The sequence below is a fragment of the Arthrobacter agilis genome (assembly GCF_002953615.1).
Classification (GTDB): domain Bacteria; phylum Actinomycetota; class Actinomycetes; order Actinomycetales; family Micrococcaceae; genus Arthrobacter_D; species Arthrobacter_D agilis_B.
On record NZ_CP024915.1, the window covers coordinates 3,005,939 to 3,012,474 of the forward strand.

At 68.8% G+C, this 6,536-nt stretch carries 3 protein-coding genes; all 3 read right to left on the reverse strand.

What is annotated here, in order from left to right; all coding sequences use genetic code 11:
• Positions 1–444 (reverse strand): CDP-alcohol phosphatidyltransferase family protein (locus CVO76_RS14665; protein ID WP_208739920.1); only part of this gene is annotated, 444 nt, incomplete at its 3' end.
• A 74-nt stretch (positions 445–518) separates the two neighbouring features.
• Positions 519–5,969, reverse strand: a complete 5,451-nt coding sequence (locus CVO76_RS14670) for a PKD domain-containing protein (protein WP_208739921.1) — start codon at positions 5,967–5,969, stop codon at positions 519–521.
• On the reverse strand, positions 5,962–6,536 hold a 575-nt coding region (locus CVO76_RS14675), incomplete at its 5' end, for a hypothetical protein (protein ID WP_208739922.1). The genes CVO76_RS14670 and CVO76_RS14675, both read right to left, overlap by 8 nt.

Sequence of the window (6,536 nt, forward strand, 5' to 3'; positions counted from 1 at the left end):
GATCAACCATGCGGTCTCGAGATCGAGGTAGCGCCACCAGCAGATGAGGACGCAGAGGTGCAGGCTCCCCTCCTTGAAGGCATCCACGGTGTGGTCCAGCCACTCCCCGGCCGCGGATCCCGTTCCGGTCAGGCGCGCGAGCTGGCCGTCCGCCGAGTCCAGCGCGTAGCCCAGGACCAGCAGCGTGGTCACCAGGAGGGCGGTGCCTGTCGTCGGATCCGTCAGGATCAGCAGCGCCAGCCCGGAGAAGGTGGCGATGGCGCTGATGAGCGTGACCTGGTTGGGGGTGAGACCGCGGGAGTACGCTGCCGCCGCGAAGACCCTTCCCAGTCTCCTGTTGATGTATCTCGAGTAGGCAGGTGCCCCCTTCGACGTCTTCTGTGCACTGGCGAGAGAATTCAGTGCTTCTCGGAAATCCAATTGCGCCCCAGGTCGCATTGTCATGACGGTCCTTCTCATTCTGCGGACTCCGAAATGCAGTCCGATCGATTAGTGCCGGATACTACTAGGCCCAGCCGCTACTGGCGCGCCTCCCCCACCCACAGGTCGTCATAGCGGACGACCACCGGAGCGTTCGTCGCCGATCCGGAGAGGTAGGACGTGAAGCCGATCCGCCCCGCCTTCTGGAAATCGACGGCCGTATCGCTCGTGGAGAGCTGCCAGCTCGCGGGTTCGGCGGTGCCCGCCGCCCACACCTTCATGCGGATGACCGTCGGCGCGGTACCGACCGCCTGGGCCCGGACCATCAGCTCCTTCCCCGGCGCGTAGTTCAGCGAGGAGATGACGGTCTGGTTCACGAGGATCGTGTCCTTCCGCAGCAGGAAGGCCGTGACCGATCCGTTCGGCTGGAACTGCAGTTTCGCCGTGTAGGCACCTGCGCCGGTCACATCGCGCAGCAGGAACGACTGGTGCACGCCTCCTCCGGTGGCCGCCTTGTCGACCGAGATGCTCGCGCGGACCTCGGTGTCGGTGGACGAGACGGAGTTCAGGTAGGCCGAGGGGCCGGCTCCGGCGGAGCCCATCCGGAGCTGCCCCTTGCCGTTCGCCACGGAGAAGTTGGAGAGGGTGCCGGAGTAGGAGTACGCCCCACCGGTGTCCGCGCTTCCCCAGCCCGAGGCGAGGATCCGTGAGAAGGCGTCGCCGGCGAGGATGCGTGGCTCCGTGACCGCTTTCTCGACGAGGAGCCGCTGCTCGGAACGGGTCTCCCCGCCGTCCTCGTCGCGGACGACGAGCGCCACCGTGTAGGTACCCGCAGCAGCATAGGTGTGGGTGGCGGTCCGGCCGCTCGCCGTCGTGCCGTCCCCGAACGCCCAGCTGTAGGTGAGCGCCGGCGATTCCAGGTCCTTGGACGCGGTGCCGTCCACCGACAGGTCCAGCCCAGACACCGCCGGCGTGAAGGAGCTGGTCGGGAGGCTGTTGGCGACCGTGACCGTCCTGCTGGTGGAGGCCGTGCGGCCCGCGGCGTCGGTCACCGTCAGGACGACGACGAACGTGCCGTCCTCGGTGTACCGGTGGCCGGCCGTCGCGCCGGCCGCGGTCGTCCCGTCGCCGAAGTCCCAGGCGTGGGCGACGACGGTCCCGCCGGAGGTGCCGGCGTCGGCAGAGAGCAGCCTGCCCTGCGTCGTCGCCTCGAAGGCCGCGACCAGCTGGGGCGATACCGACACGGTCTGGGTCGTCGACGCCGTGGCGCCTCGCACGTCGGTCACGGTCAACACGACCTCGTAGGTTCCTGCCGCCCGGTAGGCGTGGGAGGGTGAGACACCCGTGGCGGTCGTACCGTCACCGAAGGACCATGCGTAGGTGGTCACGGCCCCGTTCGGGCTCGAGCTTCCCGCGCCGCTGAACGTCGCGGTGAGATCGTCGGTCCGCGCCGTGAAGGAGGCTGTCGGGCTGGCCGGCGGTGCGACCTGCACCGTGACCGTCCTCGTCACCGTTGCCGATGCACCATCGCTGTCCGTCACCGTGAGCGTCACGTCGTAGGATCCCGCTGAGGCGTAGCCGTGCTGGGCGGTGCGTCCGGTGGCGGTCGCCCCGTCCCCGAACGTCCAGGCGTAGGCCGTGATGGTGCCGTCCGTGTCGGCGGCTTCCGAACCGTCCACCTGGACGAGCAGGTCCGCGGCCGTGACCTGGAAACCGGCCGTCGGTGACTGGTTGGTCCTCGTGACGTCGATCGTCGATGCGAAGCCGCCCGTCCCACCCTTGTCGTCCGTGACGGTCAGCGTGACATCGTACGAACCGGCCGCGGCGTACCGATGATCGGCGACCGCACCGGATCCGGTGGAACCGTCCCCGAAGTCCCAGCTGTAGGAGCGGACCGTCCCGTCGACATCCGTCGAGCCGGTTCCGTCGAAGCGCGCGTCCAGTCCCGAACTCGTTCCCTCGAACGTGGCCGTCGGCACCGCGTTGCTCACCTCGACCTGGCGCTCGAGGCTGGTACGGCCACCGCGGTCGTCGACGACGACCAGCGTCACGGGATAGGTGCCGTCCCGGCCGAACAGGTGGGTCGCCGCCGCTCCCTCCGCCGTCGCACCGTCACCGAAGTCCCAGCTGTACGACGCGATCGAGCCGTCGGCATCGGTGGAGCCGGAGGCGTCGAACCCGACGGACAGACCGGCCTGCGTGGCCTGGACGTCCGCGACGGGCAGGGCGTTCGGCGCGCTCGCCGACACCGTCCTGGTGGTGGTCGCCTTCCCGCCGCGGTTGTCCGTCACGGTCAGCGACACCTCGTACGCACCGGCCTTCGGATAGGCGTGCTGCACCCGGGCCCCCTCCGCGGTGGTGCCGTCCCCGAAGGACCAGGTCCACCCGGTGATCGTGCCGTCGGGGTCGGTGCTGCCACCGCCGTCGAGCACGACGTTGAGGTCGTCGACCTCCGAGGTGAAGGCGGACACCGGGAGCTGGTTCGCGGGGACGACGATGTCGTAGTGTGCCTTCACCCGCTCCTGGGTCAACTCCCGGGAGTACACCGCGACCTCGTCGATGGAGCCCTCGAAGAAGGCGCTGCTGGAGCCCCAGGTCCTGTCCCCCCCGATGCGCCAGTAACCGGTGTAGGACTGCGCGCCCGTCTGGGGATTCGTACCGACCAGTGCTCCGTCGACGTACAGCTTCATCCCCTGCGGTGACTGGCTGGCGACGACGTGGTGCCACGTGTCGTCGTTGTAGGCCAGCGGCGTCTGGATCGTATTCGTCTGGCCCGTGTACGTCCCGAAGATCAGCTTCCCCGAATCCTCCATGTAGACGTGCCGGTCGTAGCTCCCGGACAGGCCCGTGTCGGCATTGCCGAAGCCGATGATCTTCCCGCCGCGGGAGGTGTCCGTCCTGAACCAGGCCTCCATGCTGTAGACGCGCGGGTTGGCCTCGGACTTCGTCGCAGCCGTCATGCCGCTGGTTCCGTCGAAGGCGAACGCCTTGGTGGCGACCCCCTTCACGACGCCCGCGGCCTCGCGGGTGACGTTGCCGCTCACCAGGCCGTCGGTCCGCGAGGTGGAGGAATCGACAGCGTTCCCCGAACCCGAGTCGTCGAGGCGCCAGAACAGGGCCGGATCGTCCGCATCGACCGCTTTGCCGTAGGCATCAGTGGCCGGCGCAGGCACTGCCGCGGTCCTGCCGCTGGCGGTGAAGTGATCGAGCACCACGCGACGGTCCAGGACGGCAGGGTAGAGCGCCACTTCGTCGATGTCACCGGCGAACCGGCTGGAGCTGGGCGCGTTCGGCCACCCGTTCACGGTGTCCCCGCCGATCCTCCACTGACCCTTGTAGGCCTGCCCGGCGGTGACGTCGGCCCGTGCCGCCTCGCGCAGCCCGTCGACGTACAGCGTCATGCCGTCCGCGCCCATCGACGCCGTGATCAGGTGCCACTTGCCGTCGTTGTACGCCCCGGCGGTGCGGAGGGTCGACGTCGCACCGTTGTACACGCCGAACGTGATGCGGCCGTCGTTCGACATGTAGACGTGCCGGTCGTAGCTGCCGGAATCACCGGTCTTCGCGTTGCCGAACCCGATGATCTTGCCTCCCGTCGTCGACTCGGTGCGGACCCACGCCTCGACCGTGAAGGTGTTCGGGCCCGCCTCGACCGTCCGGGTCGCGCCGAACGCGCCGGCGGTCCCGTCGAATCGGGTGGCCGTCGTCGACGGCATCGAGCCGTCCACCCCGCGGGTCAGCCCCGTGCCGGCGACCGCATCGTTGAAGCCGATGTTGTCGACGAAGGAGCTGCCGGACTGTTCGTTCAGCGGGAAGTACGCCGAAGCACCGTCCTTCGCGATGAGGTCGGCATAGGCACTGCGGGTTCCCGTTCCCACCGTCACGGGATCCGACCTCGGACCGATGTACTCGTTGCCGGCCGCATCCTTGACCCGGACCCGGTAGGTGTGGGTCGCTCCGGCGGTGCGCGTTGTGTCGAAGAACCCCAGCGTCTTGACCTTCCACCAGCTCGAGGCCTCGGTGATCGTCGTGATCGCGGTCAGGCTGTTGTCCCGCAGGAGTTCGTAGGTGAGCTTCTCGTCGTCGTAGTCCCAGGTGGTGGGCCACGCGACGCGTACTGCACCGGCTTCCAGGGAGACGGCGGTCGGCTTCAGGGCCGTCGTGTACTCCGGACGGACCTTGTTCGGCGCTACCGCCTTCGACCCGAAGACCGCGAGACCCTGCTGGGCCACGCCGTTGACGGTGGTGAATTCCCCGCCGACGACGATCTTCGTCCCGTTGTTGTCCATGGCCCAGCCACCCTGGAACTGGTTGGTGTAGAACCCCGTGTTGATCGACGGGTACCAGTGGAGCTGGGTGGGCACGGGCTGGCCCGAGTACGAGCTGTTGCTGCCCGGCGGCGCCTGGTCGGTTCCCGTCGCGTAGATCGTATTGCCCATGAGCCGGCGCCAGATCGTCGGGTTCTCCTCCGGGAAACTCCCGACGGAGGCGCAGTCGTGCGCGTGGGAGACGAAGTACATGATCTCGCCCATCACCGAGACGTCACTCGTGGACCCGTAGCAGTTGTCGAGCCAGACGAGGTCACCCGTCGCGAAGTCGGCGGCGAAGCGCCCGTCGAACCAGTGCCCTCCGTCTCCGTTGGCTCCTGCGTAGACGACGCCGTCCCGGAGGATCATCTGCGTCACCCAGGAGGAACTCGTGCCTGCCGCCGCAGGGATGGGGGTGCTGGACCACGCCTGGCTGGCTCCGCTGACGCCGTCGACCGCTCCGATACCGATCGTGCGTGCACCGTTCAGCTCCTGGAACCGTCCCCCCAGGACGATGCGGCTGTTGTCCTGCGCCGCCACGATCGACTGCACCATCCCATTCGCAGCAGGAGCCCAGGGCAGCAGCGCACCGGTGGTCCGGGCGACGGCTGCCACGTTCGATCGTGCGCTCCCGCCGGCGGTCGCGAAGGAGCCGCCGAAGAAGACCCGGTCCGCTGTCACCGCGATGCCGTACACACTTCCCGAGGCGGACGACCTGAAGGTGGCGTCGAGTGCACCCGTGGCCGTCGTGAAGGAGGCGATCTTGCTCCGGGCCTGGCCGCTGACCGTGGTGAAGTCACCTCCGACGAAGAGCTGCCTGCGGTCGCTCGTCAGTTCGATGACGCGCGCCTGGGCGTTCAGGTTCGGGTTCCACGACAGGATCGCTCCCGTGTCGATGTTGAAGGCCATGGCGTTGTTGCGCACCACTTCTCCCGCACCTCCGGCCGGCACTCCCGCCGGGCGCGCCCGGGTGAAGCTGCCGACAGCGTACGCCGTGTTGCCGTCGACCGCGGTCGACCAGACCACTCCGTTGATCTGCGGCGCCACCAGGAGGTCGGCACTGACCGTCGCGGGAAGCGATGCAGGAGTGGCGGCACCCGCTGGTTCCTCCGCCAGGGCGGGCGCCGCGGAGAAGGACGCGGCGAGGACCACCGTCACGGAGATCGTCGCGATCGCCCTCGCCAGTCGGGACACGAGCCAGGGGCGGGACGAACTCGGGCGTGTTGTCGTGGGTTCAGACATGCGTCTCAAACCGCCTTTTCTGCGGAGCGGAGGATGGGGTGGAGGACGTGACGCGCCTGGGTCGAAGGACGACCAGGCGAAGACAGATGGCGCCGATCAGGGAGCCGATGGCACAGCACAGGGGTGCGAGGACGAAGGTGTCCGACAGCGCGACGGCCACGACGGCGAGGGCCAGCGACAGGGCGCTCTCGCCCAGACGGACGCCGAACACCGTGGCTGCCTTGCCCCGTACCGCGGCCAGTGAGCCGTAGGGGATGCTCACACCGATACCCAGGGACAGGCACAACCAGCCGGTCACGGCGAGTGGATCCGGCATCCGCCCCGTGAGCAGGGGCCCGGCCACGGGCAGCAGCAGCAGTGCGCCGGCCGAGCCGACGATGGCCAGGACGACGAGTGCGGTCACCGCCCGGTCGGCCCGGTGGACGAGTTCCTGCAGCGGCTTGGACGAATCCCGCGCGTAGGAGGAGAAGAGGAACGACGACAGGCCGCCGATGAGGAGGAGGGCCGGGGCGGCGTACACCCTCGCGACCTCCAGTTCGCCCGCTGCGGCGGGTGGTGCGGACGGTC

Bases quoted from the DNA above. Each gene is read 5' to 3' on its own strand.
- CVO76_RS14670 (WP_208739921.1), bottom strand. From the start codon at position 5,969: ATGTCTGAACCCACGACAACACGCCCGAGTTCGTCCCGCCCCTGGCTC.